Genomic DNA, 16,550 nt, shown 5'->3' with positions numbered 1-16,550 from the left:
GTCAGCGCAAGTTGGCGTTGGTGGGGGATGGGGTCAGTCGCGGAAGGAGGCGGCGGCCGTGGGCTGCTCCAGCCGCTGCAGCAGGGCGCGCCATTCGCGCGCATCGGGGTCGGTGGCGCCGGGCAGGCGGTTGCTGTCGCCGCTTTCGTACTGGCGGGCCGTGAGCTCGCAGACTTCCTCGGGCACCGGATGGATCGGCTGGCCGCTGGCCTGGATGGCCAGTTGCACGCGGCAGGCGCGCTCCAGGTTGTGCATCAGGATGAAGGCCTCGGCCACCGTGCGGCCCAGCGTCACCAGGCCGTGGTTGCGCAGGATCAGCACGCGGGCCGTGGGGCCGAGGTCGGCGATCAGGCGCTCGCGCTCGCCGTGGTCCAGCGCGATGCCCTCGAAGTCGTGGTAGACGACCCGGTTGTGGAACTGCAGCGCCCACTGGTTGCACGGCTGCAGCCCGCAGGCGAGCGAGGACACGGCCACGCCGGCCACGGTGTGGGTGTGCAGCACGCACATGGCGTCGTGCCGGGCCATGTGCACCGCGCTGTGGATCGTGAAGCCGGCGGGGTTCACGTCGTAGGGCGAGGGCTCCAGGATGCGGCCCTCGGTGTCGATCTTGACCAGCGACGAGGCCGTGATGTCGCGGAACAGCATGCCGAAGGGGTTGATGAGGAATTCGCCTTCGGTGCCCGGCACCCGCGCGGAGATGTGCGTGTAGATGCTGTCCTCCATGCCGTAGTGCGCCACCAGTCGGTAGGCCGCGGCCAGGTCCTCGCGCACCTGGCGCTCGGCATCGGAAAAGGTCTTGGGGGTCAGGTCCTGCATCAGCATCACAACGCTCCGTCAATTACTGTCAGCTGTCGACAGATGACATTACGCACGATGCGTGCCAGCTCGCAGATCCTTGATTTCCCTCAGTACGGGGCGTGAAAGGCTGGCTACGCGGGGGCGCGGGTGAGGTGGCGTGGTGCGCGGGCGCACCGTCAAGAAGCGCGCGCACCAATGAAAAACGCCGCGCAAGGCGCGGCGTTTCGGAGGGGGGCGGAAGGCCGGCTAATCAGCCGCCGCGGCGCATCATGTCGAAGAACTCGACGTTGGTCTTGGTGGCCTTCATGCTCTTGAGCACCATCTCCATGGACTCGATCTCGTCCATGTTGTACATGAACTGGCGCAGGATGCGGGTCTTCTGCAGCACCTCGGGTGCCAGCAGCAGCTCTTCGCGGCGGGTGCCCGAGCGGTTGAGCTGGATGGACGGGAACACGCGCTTTTCGTACAGCCGGCGGTCGAGGTGGATTTCGCAGTTGCCGGTGCCCTTGAACTCTTCGAAGATCACTTCGTCCATGCGGCTGCCGGTGTCCACCAGCGCGGTGCCGATGATGGTGAGCGAGCCGCCTTCTTCCACGTTGCGAGCCGCACCCAGGAAGCGCTTGGGCCGCTGCAGGGCATTGGCGTCCACGCCGCCGGTCAGCACCTTGCCGGAGGAGGGCACCACGTTGTTGTAGGCACGGGCCAGGCGGGTGATGGAGTCCAGCAGGATCACCACGTCCTTCTTGAGCTCGACCAGGCGCTTGGCGCGCTCGATCACCATCTCGGCCACGTGCACGTGGCGGGCGGCGGGTTCGTCGAAGGTGGAGGCGATCACCTCGGCCTTGACCGAGCGCTGCATCTCGGTCACTTCTTCGGGGCGCTCGTCCACGAGCAGCACCATCATGTGGATCTCGGGGTAGTTGGCGGCGATGGCGTGCGCGATGTGCTGCATCATCACCGTCTTGCCGCTCTTGGGTGGCGCCACCAGCAGCGCGCGCTGGCCCTTGCCGATGGGAGCGATGATGTCGATCACGCGGCCGGTGATGTTCTCTTCGCTTTTGAAGTTGTCGCGCTCCAGCTTCATCTGCTCCTTGGGGAACAGCGGCGTGAGGTTCTCGAACATCACCTTGTGCTTGTTCGCCTCGGGCGCGCCGTCGTTCACCTTGTCCAGCTTGGTCAGCGCGAAGTAGCGCTCGCCGTCCTTGGGAATGCGCACCTCGCCCTCGATCATGTCGCCGGTGTGCAGGTTGAAGCGCCGCACCTGGCTGGGGCTGATGTAGATGTCGTCGGTGCTGGCCGTGAAGCTGGTGTCGGGGCTGCGCAAAAAGCCGAAGCCGTCGGGCAGGATCTCCAGCACGCCGTCCGCAAACACCTGCTCGCCGGCCTTCGCCCGCTTCTTGATGATGGCGAACATCAGCTCCTGCTTGCGCATGCGGCCGACGTTTTCGATCTCGAGCGCTTCGGCCTGCTTCAGGAGTTCGGAGACGTGCAGTGCCTTGAGTTCGTTCAGGTGCATGGAATGGCCCCGCGGGCGGAGATGCTTGGTGACGGTGGGAGAGGAGGGGGGCTTGCGTCAGGGCGAGAGAGATGCCCCGGAAGCCTTGGACTCGAACCGTGCCCTTGTGTTGGGGCCGGCGAATGCCAGGAATTATGACAGGAAAAAACAAAGGCCGGCGCAAGGGTGCGTCGGCCTTTTCATTTGGAGCAGGAGGCGATCAGGCGAGCTGCTGGTCGATGAAGGCGGTGAGTTGCGCCTTGCTCATGGCGCCGACCTTGGTGGCGGCGAGCTGGCCGTTCTTGAACAGCATCAGCGTGGGGATGCCGCGGATGCCGAACTTGGCGGGGATCTCGCGGTTCTCGTCCACGTTCATCTTGGCGATCTGCAGCTTGCCGTCGTAGGTGTTGGAGACCTCGTCCAGGATGGGCGCGATCATCTTGCAGGGGCCGCACCACTCGGCCCAGTAGTCGACCAGCACGGGCTTGTCGGACTGCAGGACGTCGGCTTCGAAGGAGGAGTCGGAGATGTGCTTGATGAGTTCGCTGGCCATGATGTCTGCCTTGGCTACGTTCGCGGTGAAAGGGATGCTCGCAGGGAGCGGCGAAAGGTTGATTTCATTGTGACAGAAAGGCCTGTGCGGCGTGGCAGGCTGCGGCTATGCCGCCGATAGCCGAGGCACGCGACGCGACAATGCGGCCGATGACCAAGCTTTCGAATGTGGCCGTGATCGGCGGCGGCCCGGCCGGCCTGATGGCGGCCGAGCGCCTCGTCGCCGCCGGCTGCACCGTCGACCTCTACGACGCCATGCCCTCCGTGGGCCGCAAGTTCCTGCTCGCCGGCCGCGGCGGCCTCAACCTCACCCACGCCGAACCCTTCGATGCCTTTGCCTCGCGCTATGGCGAGCGTCGTGCGCAGGTCGAGCCGCTGCTGCGCCGCTTCGATGCCGATGCGCTGCGCGCCTGGACGCACGCGCTGGGCATCGAGACCTTCGTCGGCACCTCGGGCCGCGTCTTCCCGCGCGAGATGAAGGCCGCGCCGCTGCTGCGCGCCTGGCTGCATCGGCTGCGTGCGAGCGGCGTGCGCCTGCACATGCGCCATCGCTGGACGGGCTGGCAGGACGACGGTGCGCTGCGCTTCGACACGCCGCAGAGCGGGACGACGGTGCGTGCGGATGCACTCATCCTGGCCTGCGGCGGCGCCAGCTGGCCGCGGCTGGGCTCGGACGGGGCGTGGGTCGGTCCGCTGGCCGCGCGTGGCGTCACCGCCGCGCCGCTGCGGCCGGCCAACTGCGGCTTCGACGTGGCCTGGACCTCCTTCTTCGCCGAGCGCTTCGCGGGCCAGCCGCTCAAGTCGGTGGTGCTCGACGTGCGGGACCGCGATGGCCGCCACTTCCGCCGCAAGGGCGAGTTCGTCGTGACGTCCACGGGCGTGGAAGGCAGCCTGGTCTATGCGGCCTCGGCCCTGCTGCGCGACGAGATCGCGGCCATCGGCCAGACAACGGCCACCCTGGACCTGTTGCCCGACTGGACGCCCGAACGCGTGCTGGCCGCGGTGGCCCATCCGCGCGGCAGCCGCTCCATGGGCAGCCATCTCAAGAGCCGGCTCAACCTCGATGCCGTGCGTTCCGCGCTGCTGCACGAGGTGCTGGACAAGGCGGCCATGCAGGATGCCGCACGCGTGGCCGCGACGCTCAAGGCCTTGCCGCTGACCCTGCTGCGGCCCCGCCCGGTCGACGAGGCCATCAGCACCGCCGGCGGCGTGCGCTTCGACGACCTCGACGAAGGGCTGATGCTGCGCGGGCTGCCCGGCGTCTTCTGCGCCGGCGAGATGCTGGACTGGGAAGCGCCCACCGGCGGCTATCTGCTCAACGCCTGCATGGCCAGCGGCGTGGTTGCGGCCGAAGGCGCCTCGGCCTGGTTGCGGCGCCAGGCCTGACCTGGCCGCTCCACGGCTGTCTCAGATCAGCTGGTTGCGGATGGCGTAGGCCGTCAGCGCCGCATCGTTGTTCAGGTGCAGCTTCTCGCGCACCCGCATGCGGTAGACGTTGACGGTCTTCGGGCTGAGCATGAACTCGCGCGCGATGTCCGCCATGGTCTTGCCCGAGGCGATGCGCACCAGCGTCTCCAGTTCGCGGTTCGACAGCAACTGGTGGGCCGGCGCCTCGGCGTCGGGGCGGGCCACCGTGTCGGCCAGCAACTGGGTGGCCTCGGGGCTCAGGTATTTCTGGCCCTGGCCCACCATGCGCACGGCCGTGACCAGCAGCCGCGGGTCGGACGCCTTCGACAGGAAGCCGTAGGCGCCGGCACGCAGGCATCGCACGGCGTACTGCTGTTCCGGCTCGCCCGAATACACCAGCACCTTGACCGTCGAGCCGGCCTCCACCAGGTCGGCCAGGACGTCCAGCCCGCTGCGGCCGGGCAGGGCCAGGGCCAGCAGCAGCACGTCGCACTGGGTGGTGCGCAGCATCCGCTTGAGTTCCTCGGCACTGGCTGCCTCGCCGCTGAGCCGCACGTCCACCGCTTCCGCCAGGAATTCGCGGATGCCGCGGCGCACGACGCCGAAGGGGTCGCAGGTGATGACATGGATCATGAGCGCCCCCGGGAGGTGGGCGACAGCAGGCGCGCGCGGCGCCGGCAGCAGCAGGTCATGGCGGTGGTCGAACGGCGGGAAATGCCGTTTAGATGTTAATTTTGGTTAACCGCCGATGATATTCAGAAGCAGAGGCGCCGGATGTGGCAAGAGTGAGTCCGGTGCCGCCGAGCAGCCGGCGGGAGCGCTGGCCACCACGGCGCCACGCGTCGCCATCGCCCATCATGACGAGCCTCCGAGCCTCCGAGCCTCCGAGCCTCCGAGCGTCTGCGCAGCCCGCAGTCCGCCGTGCGTGGGCGGGGGCTCGAAGGCGGGCCGCCCTCAGCCTCTGGGCCGCGCAAGCAGGCGCCGCCGGGCCTGCTCGATGTTGTGCCGCAAGGCGTACAACTCCTCGGCATAGGACAGGGGCACCGTCACCTTGTTGGCCACGCGGTCGAGTTCGTCCAGTTCGTCGAGCAGGGCGTCGCGCGCGCCGGGGTCGGACTCCATGCGTGCCTCGATGTCCCGCAGCCGTGCGTACCAGCGGAACACCCGCCGCCGCACGCGGAAGGTGTAGAGCGGCGGCACCACCCGTGACAGCGGCAGCAGCAGCACGATCAGGCCGCCGATCACCAGCCACATGCGTTCGAGCAGGTTGCTGGCCCAGAAGGGCAGCCAGCGTTGCCAGACGGGCGGGGTGCCATTGATGGCGCGGTCGCCCTCGGTGCTGACCGGCAGTTCGCTGGCCCGGGTGTTGGGAAACTCCCGCGCCCGGTTGAACCAGCCGGCGTGGCCGTGGAGGGTCTGCGCGGCCTGGGCGAAGAGCTGGCGTAGCGCCGGATGCGTGTCCTCGCGGGTGAGCAGCGAGGTCGTGGTGGCCACGAGCGACAGGTCCCGGGGTGGCACATCCGAGGCCAGGTCGACCACGCCGCGCGGCAGCGTCACCGCGGTGAGGAAGGGAAAGATGCGGGTGTAGGCCTCGGCCTGGCCCAGGTCCAGCAGGGCGATGCCGGGCGTGCGCAGCAGCTGTTGCACCCGCGGGGATTCGGGCGCCGAGGCCAGCACGATGGCGTCCAGCCGGCCAGCGATCAGGGCCGCGGCGGCATCGTCGGGCGCCTGTGCGCTGATGCGCATGCGGGCGGCGTCGATGCGGTTGGCCGACAGCATCCGCGCCACGAGTTCCGGCACGCCGCTGCCAGCCCGGTCGGTGCCCAGCCGCAGCGGGCGCAGGCCGGCCAGCGAGGGCAGCTCGGCCTGGACCTGCCCAGGGGGCCGCCCGGCATCGGCCCGGTGCACGGCCGCGGGCCGGTAGAAGACCCACAGCGGTTCATAGAAGAGGGCGCCCAGCGACAGGATGCCGGCCTCCGGGTCGGCGACCGGATCGGCCACGCCGCCGCGGACGAAACCCAGGTCGGCCCGGCCCTCGCGCAGCAGGCGCAGGTTCTCCAGCGAGCCATCGGTGCCGATCAGCTGCACGGTGATGCCGTTGGACCGGAGGGCGGCCGCATAGCGCTCGCCGAAGGTCGCGTAGGCGCTGCCCTGCGGCCCGGTCGCCAGCCGCACGGTGCGCGGCGGCTGCGGATCCAGGTAGATGTAGGCCGCGACCAGCACGCCCACCGCGATCAGCGCCAGCGGTCCGGCCGACAGCAGCAGGTCGCGCAGGCCCAGCAGGGCCAGCATCAGGCTGCGCGAAAGGCGTTTCATCGTGCGCGTCCGTCCTGGCGCTGCGGCCAGTCGCGCGCGGCCGGGATCGACAGCTGCGCCGTGGCGATGGCCCGCGCCGCGAGCACGGCACGCACCGTGGCCTGGGCCGCCACCTCGGCCGCCATGGTCGAGAGCACCGTCATTCCCGGCGCCTCGTCCTCCAGCGCCACGCGGCCGGTCGCCAGGGCGAACAGGGTGTCGCCGTCGCTCATGGTGTGCACCGGGTTGATGGCGCGGGCCAGGCCGTCGTGGGCGACTGCCGCCAGCCGCTGGGCCTGCACCTTGGTCAGCACGGCGTCGGTGGCGATCACGCCGATGGTGGTGTTGGTGCCGGCCAGCAAGGGCTTGGGCAGCTCGCCACGCAGCAGGCTGCGGCGGGTGTCGCGCAGGGCGCGGCCATCGTCCGTGCGCGATCCGGCCAGCAGTTCGCCGGTGTCCGGGTCCAGCACATCGCCCAGTGCATTGCAGGCGATCAGGGCGCCGACCGTCACGCCGCCCACCTTGACCGAGGCGGTGCCGATGCCGCCCTTCATCGCATGCTGGGCGCCGAAGAGCTTGCCCACCAGCGCGCCGGCACCGGCGCCCACATTGCCTTCGGCGGGCGCGGCGGTGGAGGCGGCCTCGCAGGCCGCGTAGCCGCTGGCCGCGTCAGGACGGATGCGGGCGTCGCCCACCGGCAGGTCGAAGAGCACCGCGCCGGGCACGATGGGCAGGCGGCCGAAGCGCACGTCCAGGCCCACGCCGCGCTCCTCCAGCCAGCGCACCACGCCGTCGGCCGCCGCCAGCCCCCAGGCACTGCCGCCGGCCAGCAGGATGGCGTGCACCTGCTGGACGAAGTTGCCGGGAGAAAGCAGGTCCGTCTCGCGGGTGCCGGGGGCGGCGCCGCGCACGTCCACGCCCGCCACGGCGCCTTCGCGCGCCAGGATGACGGTGCTGCCGGTGGGGCGACGGCTGTCGGTGTGGTGGCCGACCTCGATGCCGGCGACGTCGGTGATGGCGCCCGAATAGGGCAGGTCGGGAAGAGCAGGGGCTGACATAGGGCGCCGATTATGGGCGGCACCCCATGGGCGACAGGCCGCCCTCTACGATGCGCGGATGCAATCGACGATGGAAGGGCGCACGGGGCGCCATGTGGTGGTGATCGGTGCCGGGGCGGTGGGGTGTGCGAGCGCCATCGAGGCACTGCGCCGGGGTTGGCGCGTGACGCTGCTGGAGCCCGGCGAGCCCGGCGGCGAGCAGGCGACGAGTTACGGCAATGCGGGCTGGCTGTCCTCGCATTCGGTGATCCCGCCAGCGCTGCCGGGGGCCTGGCGCAAGGTTCCAGCCTGGCTGCTCGACCCGCTGGGTCCGCTGGCCTTGCGCTGGCGCCATTTGCCCCGCGCCTTGCCCTGGCTGCTGCGCTACCTGGCGTCGGGCTGGACCGAGGAACGCGTGCAGCGCACGGCCGATGCGCTGAGGCTGATGTTGGCGGATTCGCCCGTGCTCCACGCACGGCTGGCGGCCGACGCCGGCGTGCCCGGCTTGATCGAGCATCGGGGCCTGCTGCATGTGTACCGCTCCCGGGCCGAGTTCGAATCCGAGGCGCTCGCCTGGCGCGTGCGGGCACGCACCGGCGTGCAGTGGACCGAGTGGGACGCCGCCCGCCTGGCCGCCGAGGAGCCGGACCTGGACCGCCGCTACACCCTGGGCATCCACGTGGCCGAGGCCGGGCACTGCCGGCATCCCGGCGCCTACGTCGCGGCCCTGGCACGCCATGCGCAGGCCATGGGCGCGCGCCTGCTCAAGGCGCCGGCGACGGGCCTGCAGATCGAAGGCGGCCGCCTGCGGGCAGTGCGGACGGCCGCGGGCGACATCGCCTGCGACGCCGCCGTCATCAGCGCGGGCGCACGTTCCGCGGCGCTGGCCCGGGCGGCCGGCTCGCCGGTGCCGCTGGAGTCGGAGCGGGGCTACCACGTGATGCTCGAAGGCGCGCTGCCGTTGGGCCCGCGCACGCCCATGATGGCCGCGGACGGCAAGCTGATCGTGCATGCCATGGTGCCGGGCCTGCGTGCCGCGGGCCAGGTGGAGATCGCCGGCCTGGCCGCCGGGCCCGACTGGCGCCGGGCGGAGATCCTGCGCCGGCATCTCGTCTTGATGTTCCCGGCCCTGGGCGAGGGCGCGGCGGGCGAGGCGCTTGTCGTGCGGCAATGGCTGGGGCATCGCCCCAGCCTGCCAGACGGGCTGCCCTGCATCGGCCATGCGCGCGCCACGCCGGATGTGGTGCTCGCCTTCGGCCACGGCCATGTGGGCCTGGGCGGATCGGCCAGGACCGGCCAATGGGTGGCCGAGCTGCTGGGGCGGGCAGAACGTCCGGCGGCGCTCGCGCCTTTCGATCCGGCGCGTTTCGGCTGATCCCTGTGGCGCGGCGGCGTGGGCGGCCGCGCCGCAGGGCCGAAGATCAGTTGCTGATCACGCCCAGGTGGAAGAAGCCGGCGGTGGCGGTGTTGCCCCGCGCGCCGATCACCATCTCGAGTTGCGCGGAGCGGGCGACGAAGTAGTAGCGGCCGTCCCCCGTGGAGCTTCCCATCATGCCCTTGGGCCCGACCGAGCCCAGGGTGTTCAGCGTCAGCGCGGTCTGGACGACGCCGGCGGCCGATGCGGATCTCAGCGTGTAGGTGCTCAGGTCGGCCGTGGACTGATCCTGCGTGCCGAGGATGGACCAGCCGAAGGCGTTGTTGAACGACGTCCAGCCACCAGGCTGCTCCGGCAGGCCGACGCTGAATTGCGCCGAGCTCGGATCGGTGGCGCTGGGACCCGCCACGAGCAGCATCTTCTCGCTGCCAACCCGTGCGACCGACACGCGGCCTTCGTAGACCCCGCTGCTGTTCGTGACACGCCACAGACCGGGCGTCGTCGGATCCGGCGCCAGTGTGGCGGTGGCCAGGGACCCCGCCGGGCAGTCGTCCACACGGGTGATGGCCACCTCGTTGCAGCGCACAAAGAGCGTCCCCGAGCCGGCGAACTGGACCTGACTGATGGACGAGTCCTTGGTGGTGCCGCTGTAGTTGACCCGGAAGCGGTTGAAGTTGCCGTCCAGATCCGCCGCCGTCGTGATGAGCGCACGCGTGGCGACGAAGGGGAAGGGCGCGTAAGCGGCGGGGCTGGCACCCGGGACCAGGAAGGGGAAGCTGCCCACCAGCGTATCGGGCAGCACCTGCAGCCCGGAAATGCGCTGCGCCGTGGTCTCGCGGTTCGAAAGCAGCCCGTAGACGGCGCTGCCGCTGGCCGGCTTCACGAGGGTGCCCACATTGCTTGCGCCCGACGTATCGACGAACTCGAGGCTGCCCAGGTCGAAGTCCGCCTTGAGCTGTTGCCGGCTGCCGTTCGACACGAAAGCCATGAACTTGCCATTGCGGCTGTCGCCCGCCCGCACCTTGAGGCGCACCGTGGTCGTCTGGCCCGAGTTGGCCGTGGCCACCAGCGGATAGTCCTCGGTGGCACCCAGGTTGGCGTTGGCCAGGCGCGCCTGCCATTGCTGGTCACTGCTGCTGGTGCCCACGGCGGTCACCTTGCCGCTGGGCGAGCTGCCGCTCCAGCTCACGGTCTGGTTGGACTTCACCGTGATCACCTGGCCGGGCTTCACCACATAGGCGTCCCCCTCGGCAGCGACGGTCGTCCCGTCGGCCGCGACGGCCAGTTGCGGGGCCTGCGGGGCGGCAGCCGGCGGCAGGAAGAAACCTCCGCCACCGCCGCCGCCTCCACCCCCACAGGCCGCCAGTGCGAGCACGCAGCCCAGCCCGATGGCCCATTTCAGGCCGGCAGTTCTCCTTGGATTCCCATTGCGCATGTGAGCGCCCCTCTTTCTTTTCTTGCCTGAGGCAAATTGTCAACAAAGTGTGTCCGCCAGAGGCGGCGGGCGCAGTTTAGGGAGCGTCTCCGGCTCGGGCTCCACGGCTGTTGCGTCCCAGCTTCATCCATTTGGAGGATAGGCAGGCTCCACGCGCGCGACGCTTCGCCGGATCGGCTTGACGACCGCAGACCGCTGCATTAATCTCCGTTCATTCCATATATGAACATGCGTTTCTCTAAAGAAACAAACGGATTCGCCCGATGAACATGACGCCCGACCCCGAGAGCCTGCGCAGCCTGATGGCCGAGATTCCGCCCACCCTGCTGGCCGGCCGGCGCGTGCTGGTGACGGGCGGTGCGCGTGGGCTGGGGCTGGCCTTTGCCAAGTGCATCGCACAGGCCGGCGGGCGCGTGGTCATAGCGGACATCCTGGCCGAGCTGGCCGCCAGCGAAGCCGCCGCGCTGCGCGGGCAGGGCCATGAGGTGCATGCGCTGGCGCTGGATCTGACCGATCCCGCCTCCGTCACCGCCTGCGCCGACGAGACGGTGCGCCTGCTCGGCGGGCTGGACGGCCTGGTCAACAACGGTGCCATCACCAACTCCGGTGGCCGCGATCCGCATGCGCTGGAGATCGAGATGTGGGACCGCGTGATGGACGTCAACGTCCGCGGCACCTGGCTCATGAGCCGCGCCTGCCACGGCGCGCTGGCCGCCAGCGGCCGCGGCGCCATCGTCAACCTGGCCTCCGACACCGCCCTCTGGGGCGCCCAGAACCTGCTGGCCTATGTGGCCAGCAAGGGCGCCGTGGCGGCCATGACCCGTTCGCTGGCGCGTGAATGGGGTGGTGCCAACATCACGGTCAACGCCATCGCGCCCGGCCTGACGCTGGTCGAGGCCACCGAATACGTGCCCAAGGCACGCCACGACAAATACCTCGAAGGCCGCGCCCTGCCGCGCGAGCAGCAGGCGGCCGATGTGTGCGGCGCGGTGCTGTTCGCGCTGTCGCCGCTGTCGCGCTTCGTCACCGGCCAGTTGCTGCCCGTCAACGGCGGCTTCGTGCTCAATTGATTCCCGCCTTCCGTCCCCGAACCCGTTTGTAGGAGAGCCCCATGACCGACCTGTCCGTGCAGCAGCAACTCGATCCTTCCAAGCCCAGCTGGGAGCGCCCCGAAGGCGCCAGCCTGGAGCAGTGGATGAACACGCGCATCGCGCGTTATTCCACCCGCCAGTACGACTGGGACGCCCTGAAGTTCCAGGCTGACTTCGACCCCAAGTACCGCCGCGCCCAGATGCGCTACGTGGGCACTGGCGGCACCGGTGTCGCCTCGGACAACAACACCGTGCCAGCCGAGCACTTCACCTTCTCGACCATGGTGATCCCGGCCGGCCACGAAGGCCCGTCGCACCTGCACATCGATGTGGAAGAAGTGTTCTTCCTGATCCGCGGCAAGCTCAAGGTGGTGCTGACCACGCCCGAGGGCGAGCGCTACGAGACCGTCATGACCGACCGCGACCTGATCTCGGTGCCGCCCGGCGTGTACCGCGAGGAGATCAACATCGGCGACGAGGACGCGCTGATGTGCGTGATGCTGGGCGCCAAGAAGCCCATCACGCCGACCTACCCCGCCGACCATCCGCTGACCAAGGTCAAGCGCGGCTGATCGCCCGCTGCCCCTGCCATTGGCCGACCCGAGCTTGCCCATGACCGCTGCTGCCGCCCCCGCTCCGTTGCCCGAAGCCGAAGTCGAGGCCCTCGACCGCCGCTTCCCCGTCCGTGAGGTGGCCCTGGCCCAGGGCGGCGTCGTGGCCGTGCGCGAGGCGGGGCAGGGCGCAGGCGGCCTGCCGCTGGTGTGCCTGCACGGCATCGGGTCGGGCTCGGCCTCCTGGCTGGGCGTGGCCGACGCGCTCGAAGGCGGCGCACGGCTGATCGCCTGGGACGCGCCCGGCTATGGCACCTCCACGCCCGTGGCCCGGCCGGCGCCGCGCGCCACCGACTACGCCGCGCGCCTGGCGGGCCTGCTGGACGCGCTGGGCATTGCGCGCTGCGTGCTTGTCGGCCATTCGCTGGGTGCGCTGATGGCCGGCGGCGCCGTGCATGCCGGGGCGCCCCTGGCCGGCCGCATCGCGCGGCTGGTGCTGATGAGCCCGGCCCGGGGCTATGGCGCGGCCGGCCGCGAGGCCCAAGCGCAGAAGGTGCGCACCGAGCGCCTGGCCACGCTCGACCAGCTGGGCATCGCCGGAATGGCCACGCAGCGCAGCGCGCGGCTCGTCTCCGACAACGCCAGCGAGCGTGCCCGCCAGTGGGTGCGCTGGAACATGGGTCGGCTCAACGATGCCGGCTATCGCCAGGCGGTCGAACTGCTGACCGGCGACGACCTGCTGGCCTACCTGCCACCGGCCATGCCGGTGCAGGTGCTCTGCGGCAGCGAGGACGTGGTCACCACGCCCCTGGCCTGCGGCGAGGTGGCCCGGGCCTGTGGCGTGGAACTGGCCCTGCTGCCCGGCGCCGGCCATGCCTGCTACGTGGAGCAGCCGGCGCCCGTCGCTCAGTTGCTGATGGCCGCCGCCCAAGAACAAGACGCGTGAGGAGAGAGACACCATGAGCCAGACCGACACCCCCGACGCCCCCAGCGACGACAGCGGCGACCGCTACAACGTCCCCGCGCTGGAGCGCGGCCTGCGCCTGCTGTGCGAATTCAGCCGCGACACGCCCACGCTCTCCGCCCCGGAGCTGGCGCGCCGCTTCAACCTGCCGCGTTCCACCGTCTTCCGCCTGCTCTCCACGCTGGAGAACATGGGCTTCATCGAGAAGACCGAGAGCGGCCGCGACTACCGCCTGGGCCTGGCCGTGCTGCGCCTGGGCTTCGAATACCTGGCCTCGCTGGAGCTGACCGAGCTGGGCCTGCCGGTGCTCACCCGCCTGTCGGAAGACATCGGCCATGCCTGCAACATGGTGGTGCGCGATGGCCGCTCCATCGTCTACGTGGCCAAGACCGCCTCGCCCACGCCCTTCCGCAGTGCGGTCACGGTGGGTACGCGCCTGCCCGCCCATGCCACCGTGCTCGGCCATGTGCTGCTGGCGGACCTCAGCCTGCCGCAGCTGCGCGCGCTGTACCCCGAGGACAAGCTCGAGGTCTTCTCGGACAACACGCCGCGCACCGTCAACGCCCTGTTCGACATGGTCCAGACCGTGCGCGACCATGGCTACGTGCTGGGCGAGGGCTTCTTCGAAAGCAACATCTCGACCATCGCCGCGCCGGTGCGCGACCGCGCCGGCCACACCATCGCGGCACTGGGCGCCACCTTCACCACCGCGCACATCGACGAAGGCCCGGTCGACCAGCTGGTGAACCGCGTCCGCGCTGCTGCTGACGAGATCTCCGGCCTGCTCGACGGCGCCCATCCGGGCATGACGCGCAAGGTCATCCCCCTGCGCCGATGACATGAAAGGGCACCTCCCAAGCCGCTTCGCGGCTCCCTCCTCCCTGGCGCCTTCGGCTTGGAGGAGGGCGCACCCAGAGGCCTGGCAAAGCCAGTTCCTCGGGTGCTCTGGCATGGCCTGCTCCGCGGCCATTTGATTCTGTTCAGACCTTTGCCCATGAACGTTCTGTCTTCCTTCCTCGCCGCGGACGCCCTGGCTGGCCGCACGGCCGTCGTCACGGGCGGATCCTCGGGCATCGGCCTGGCCACCGTGCAGGTGCTGCTGTCGGCCGGCGCCGCCGTCGCGCTGTGCGGCCGCAATGCCGAGCGGCTCGACGGGGCCGTCGCCGGCCTGCGCGAGCAATTCCCCGGTGCGAAGCTCTTCGCCCGCACCTGCGACGTGCTCGACGCCGAATCGGTCAAGGCCTTCGCCGCCGAGAGCCTGGCCGCGCTCGGCCCGGCCGCCATGCTGGTCAACAACGCGGGGCAGGGCCGGGTCTCCACCTTCGCCGACACCGACGACCAGGCCTGGATGGACGAGCTCAAGCTCAAGTTCTTCTCCATCATCCATCCGACCCGCGCCTTCCTGCCGCAGCTGGTGGCCGAGCGCCAGCGGCTGGGCGATGCCGCCATCGCCTGCGCCAACTCGCTGCTGGCCCGCCAGCCCGAGCCGCACATGGTCGCCACCTCGGCCGCGCGCGCCGGCATCCTGAACTTGGTGCGCTCGCTGGCCACCGAGTTCGCGCCGCAGGGCGTGCGCGTCAACGGCATCTTGATCGGACTGGTCGAGTCGGGCCAATGGCGCCGCCGCTTCGAAGCGCGCGAGGACAAGTCGCAGGACTGGGCCACGTGGAGCGCCGACCTGGCCACCAAGAAGCACATCCCGCTGGGCCGGCTGGGCCTGCCGGTGGAAGCAGCGCGCGCGCTGGCTTTCCTGGTTTCGCCCTTCTCGTCTTACACCAGCGGTAGCCACATCGATGTCTCCGGCGGCCACTCCAGAGCAGCCTGAAACAGCCCCGTCTTCGATTCCGGAATACCCATGACCTCCACCCCCAAAGTCACCGTCGGCACGGTCGTCGCCGCCTTCCTCGAACAGTGCGGGGTCAAGGCCGCCTTCGGCGTGATCTCGATCCACAACATGCCGATCCTGGACGCCTTCGCGTTGCGCGGCCAGACGCGCTTCGTGATGGCCCGCGGCGAGGCCGGCGCCGGCAACATGGCCGATGCCTATGCCCGCTCCACCTCCAGCCTGGGCGTGTGCATCACCAGCACCGGCCCGGCCGCCGGCAACATCGCCGGCAGCCTGGTCGAGGCGCGCAACGCCGGCACGCCGCTGCTGCACATCACCGGCCAGATCGAGACCCAGTACCTGGACCAGAACCTGGCGTACATCCACGAGGCGCCCGATCAGCTCGCCATGCTGACGGCCGTCTCCAAGGCCGCCTTCCGCGTGCGCAATGCCGAGACCTGCCTGTCGACGCTCAAGGCCGCCGTGCAGGCCGCCCAGACCGCGCCCACCGGCCCGGTGAGCGTGGAGATCCCGATCGACATCCAGCAGTCGCTGATCGAGATGCCGGCCGACCTGTCCCCGCTGCCCATCACGGTGCCGGTGCCGAGCGAGGCCGCCATCGATGCGCTGGCCGAACAGCTGGCCGCCAAGCGCCGTCCGCTGCTGTGGCTGGGCGGCGGCGCCCGCCATGCCGGCGCGGCCGTGGCCCGCCTCAAGGCGCTGGGCTTCGGCATCGTCAGCACCGTACAGGGCCGCGGCATCGTGGCCGAGGACGACCCCGCCTCGCTGGGCGCCTACAACATCCAGAAGCCGGTCGAAGCCTTCTACCAGCGCTGCGACGCCATGCTGGTGGTGGGCTCGCGCCTGCGCAGCAACGAGACGCTGAAGTACGAACTCAAGCTGCCGCGCCCGCTGCTGCGCATCGACGCCGATGCCGCCCAGCAGGGCCGCTGCTATGCCGACGACGGCTTCGTCTGGGGCGATTCCGCGCTGGTGCTCAATGGCTTGGCCGACCGCCTGGAAGCCCGCGGCTGGAAGGCCGACCCGGAGCTGCTGGCCGACCTGCGCAAGACCCACGACGAGGTGGTCGCCACGCTGCACGACGGCCTGGGCCCCTACACCGCGCTGGTGCAGCAACTGCAGAAGCAGGCTGGCCGCCAGTTCAACTGGGTGCGCGACGTCACGGTTTCCAACAGCACCTGGGGCAACCGCGAACTGCGCTTCTTCGAGGCCAATGCCGGCGTGCATGCCACGGGTGGCGGCATCGGCATGGGCATGCCCATGGCCATCGGCGCGGCCGTGGGTGCGGCCGAGACCGGCTCCGGCCGCAAGACGCTGGCCCTGGCCGGCGACGGCGGCTTCATCCTCAACCTGGGCGAGCTGGCCACGCTGGTGCAGGAAGAGTGCGACGCGCTCATCGTGCTGATGAACGACCAGCGCTACGGCGTGATCCAGAACATCCAGGACGCCTCCTACGGCGGCCGCCGCTGCTATGTCGAGCTGCACACGCCCGACTATGCGCAGCTGTGCGCCTCGATCCAGCTGCCGCATGCCCGGGTGACGGACCTGGCCGGGCTGCCCGGCGTGCTCGACGGCGCCTGGTCGCGCAAGGGTCCCTTCCTGCTCGAGATCGACATGCGCGCCATCGGTGGCTTCAAGACCAACTTCGCCGGTCCGCCGGTGAACAAGATGGACCAAGTCCCTGCGGCCCCGGCCGCTTGAGGA

The 16,550-nt window shown here is 70.2% G+C and carries 15 protein-coding genes; 8 read left to right on the top strand and 7 right to left on the bottom strand.

Annotation, left to right across the window (positions count from 1 at the left end; all coding sequences use genetic code 11):
- Nucleotides 1–33: 33 nt before the first annotated feature.
- The 3 genes from L0984_RS01555 to trxA form a co-directional block, all read right to left on the bottom strand.
- Nucleotides 34–822 (bottom strand): class II aldolase/adducin family protein, encoded by a 789-nt coding sequence (locus L0984_RS01555; RefSeq protein ID WP_234192021.1) that lies wholly within the window; start codon nt 820–822, stop codon nt 34–36.
- Nucleotides 823–1,048: 226 nt separating this feature from the next.
- Nucleotides 1,049–2,314: a transcription termination factor Rho gene (rho, locus tag L0984_RS01550; protein ID WP_017757832.1), complete on the bottom strand. Its 1,266-nt coding sequence runs from the start codon at nt 2,312–2,314 to the stop codon at nt 1,049–1,051.
- Nucleotides 2,315–2,513: 199 nt separating this feature from the next.
- Nucleotides 2,514–2,846, bottom strand: coding sequence for a thioredoxin TrxA (trxA, locus tag L0984_RS01545; RefSeq protein ID WP_017757831.1), 333 nt, complete (start codon nt 2,844–2,846; stop codon nt 2,514–2,516).
- 149 nt (nt 2,847–2,995) lie between these two features.
- Between trxA and L0984_RS01540 the strand changes: the two genes are divergently transcribed.
- Nucleotides 2,996–4,231: a TIGR03862 family flavoprotein gene (locus L0984_RS01540; protein ID WP_234192020.1), complete on the top strand. Its 1,236-nt coding sequence runs from the start codon at nt 2,996–2,998 to the stop codon at nt 4,229–4,231.
- Nucleotides 4,232–4,252: 21 nt separating this feature from the next.
- Here the strand turns inward: L0984_RS01540 and L0984_RS01535 are convergent, their stop codons facing one another.
- From L0984_RS01535 to L0984_RS01525, 3 genes are all read right to left on the bottom strand, one after another.
- Nucleotides 4,253–4,885: a response regulator gene (locus tag L0984_RS01535; RefSeq protein WP_017757829.1), complete on the bottom strand. Its 633-nt coding sequence runs from the start codon at nt 4,883–4,885 to the stop codon at nt 4,253–4,255.
- Nucleotides 4,886–5,206: 321 nt separating this feature from the next.
- Complete coding sequence (locus L0984_RS01530) at nt 5,207–6,568, bottom strand: TAXI family TRAP transporter solute-binding subunit (RefSeq protein WP_234192019.1); 1,362 nt, start codon at nt 6,566–6,568, stop codon at nt 5,207–5,209.
- Complete coding sequence (locus L0984_RS01525) at nt 6,565–7,605, bottom strand: P1 family peptidase (RefSeq protein WP_234192018.1); 1,041 nt, start codon at nt 7,603–7,605, stop codon at nt 6,565–6,567. Before L0984_RS01525 ends, L0984_RS01530 begins: the two co-directional genes overlap by 4 nt.
- Nucleotides 7,606–7,663: 58 nt before the next feature.
- Between L0984_RS01525 and L0984_RS01520 the strand changes: the two genes are divergently transcribed.
- On the top strand, nt 7,664–8,959 hold the full coding sequence (locus tag L0984_RS01520; RefSeq protein ID WP_234192017.1) for an NAD(P)/FAD-dependent oxidoreductase: 1,296 nt from the start codon (nt 7,664–7,666) through the stop codon (nt 8,957–8,959).
- A 46-nt stretch (nt 8,960–9,005) separates the two neighbouring features.
- Here the strand turns inward: L0984_RS01520 and L0984_RS01515 are convergent, their stop codons facing one another.
- On the bottom strand, nt 9,006–10,394 hold the full coding sequence (locus L0984_RS01515) for a hypothetical protein (protein WP_234192016.1): 1,389 nt from the start codon (nt 10,392–10,394) through the stop codon (nt 9,006–9,008).
- Between the two features lie 269 nt (nt 10,395–10,663).
- On the opposite strand from L0984_RS01515, the gene L0984_RS01510 reads away from it, so the two are divergent.
- The 6 genes from L0984_RS01510 (at nt 10,664) to L0984_RS01485 (ending at nt 16,547) form a co-directional block, all read left to right on the top strand.
- Nucleotides 10,664–11,464, top strand: coding sequence for an SDR family oxidoreductase (locus tag L0984_RS01510; RefSeq protein ID WP_234192753.1), 801 nt, complete (start codon nt 10,664–10,666; stop codon nt 11,462–11,464).
- 41 nt (nt 11,465–11,505) lie between these two features.
- Nucleotides 11,506–12,057 (top strand): cupin domain-containing protein, encoded by a 552-nt coding sequence (locus L0984_RS01505; protein WP_114804563.1) that lies wholly within the window; start codon nt 11,506–11,508, stop codon nt 12,055–12,057.
- Nucleotides 12,058–12,097: 40 nt separating this feature from the next.
- Complete coding sequence (locus L0984_RS01500; RefSeq protein ID WP_234192015.1) at nt 12,098–12,982, top strand: alpha/beta fold hydrolase; 885 nt, start codon at nt 12,098–12,100, stop codon at nt 12,980–12,982.
- Nucleotides 12,983–12,995: 13 nt separating this feature from the next.
- Complete coding sequence (locus tag L0984_RS01495) at nt 12,996–13,838, top strand: IclR family transcriptional regulator (RefSeq protein ID WP_234192014.1); 843 nt, start codon at nt 12,996–12,998, stop codon at nt 13,836–13,838.
- A gap of 156 nt (nt 13,839–13,994) precedes the next feature.
- The gene (locus L0984_RS01490; protein WP_234192013.1) at nt 13,995–14,825 is read left to right on the top strand and encodes an SDR family oxidoreductase; all 831 of its coding nucleotides are present in this window, start codon (nt 13,995–13,997) and stop codon (nt 14,823–14,825) included.
- Between the two features lie 30 nt (nt 14,826–14,855).
- The gene (locus L0984_RS01485; protein ID WP_234192012.1) at nt 14,856–16,547 is read left to right on the top strand and encodes a thiamine pyrophosphate-binding protein; all 1,692 of its coding nucleotides are present in this window, start codon (nt 14,856–14,858) and stop codon (nt 16,545–16,547) included.
- Nucleotides 16,548–16,550 lie beyond the last annotated feature (3 nt).

The sequence above is a fragment of the Pseudacidovorax sp. NFM-22 genome, from assembly GCF_021401245.1.
Taxonomy (GTDB): Bacteria; Pseudomonadota; Gammaproteobacteria; order Burkholderiales; family Burkholderiaceae_C; genus Xenophilus.
This window is presented reverse-complemented; position numbering and strand designations above follow the sequence as displayed.